At 64.5% G+C, this 744-nt stretch carries 2 protein-coding genes; one reads left to right on the forward strand and one right to left on the reverse strand.

Annotated elements, in window-relative coordinates:
• Positions 1 to 197 (reverse strand): hypothetical protein (locus tag D477_RS23465; protein ID WP_005275411.1); only part of this gene is annotated, 197 nt, incomplete at its 3' end.
• Between D477_RS23465 and D477_RS20710 the strand changes: the two genes are divergently transcribed.
• Positions 196 to 513 (forward strand): hypothetical protein, encoded by a 318-nt coding sequence (locus D477_RS20710; protein WP_005275413.1) that lies wholly within the window; start codon positions 196 to 198, stop codon positions 511 to 513. The genes D477_RS23465 and D477_RS20710 overlap by 2 nt on opposite strands.
• Positions 514 to 744 lie beyond the last annotated feature (231 nt).

Below are 744 nucleotides of genomic sequence, written 5' to 3' on the forward strand. Positions count from 1 at the left end.
GCCCAGCTTCGCCCGCCCGGCTTCGCCAGCCCCAGCTTCGCCAGCCCCGGCTTCGCCAGCCCCGGCTTCGCCAGCCCGGCTGCAGTCTGTTCCGTCTGCCGCGTCTGGCCGCTTCGCCGTTTCGCTTTCGCCTTGCCCTCATGCTCAGTAGGCTGATCAATATTGAAGCCAGTAACCGAGCGAAAGGGCCGCATCATGACTGAGCGCAATGATGAACGCCAGGACGAGCAGTACGATGAGCAGCTGCAGCAGACGGCCAGTGAGTTCCGCAGCGGTGACGCAGGCGACTTGGGCAACGACCTGCGGCTGTCTGAAGAGCAGGAGCTGATCAAGCAGCAGAGCGAAGGCGAATTCCCAGTGCCGCGCGGTGAGGGCCTTGAAGGTGACTTGGAGGACGTCCCGCCCCTCGGCGAAGAGCGCGCCGCTACCGATGTCCCCGGCGATGAGCTGCACAACACCGACGAGGCGGACGCCAGCGACGATCCCTACAATCTCGGCGGCCAGGACACCTAAAGCCCGGCTCTCCGACCCTACTGCGGCCACTTGCCTTCCTTCCGGAGGGCGGGTGGCCGCACTGGTGAAGGCATTCCTATTCCAGCGAGGGTGTCAGGCTACCCGCCGCGACCATGCCGAACTAACCCGGATTTTTCATCGGTTGATTGCTGGCAGTCGTGAGGTGTCTGGAGCCGCTTGTTGTTCGGCTGGCTGGATTTGGGCGTGATGGGCTGGCCCATAAGCCGGGGC

This window comes from Arthrobacter crystallopoietes BAB-32 (assembly GCF_000328305.2).
GTDB classification, from domain to species: domain Bacteria; phylum Actinomycetota; class Actinomycetes; order Actinomycetales; family Micrococcaceae; genus Crystallibacter; species Crystallibacter crystallopoietes_A.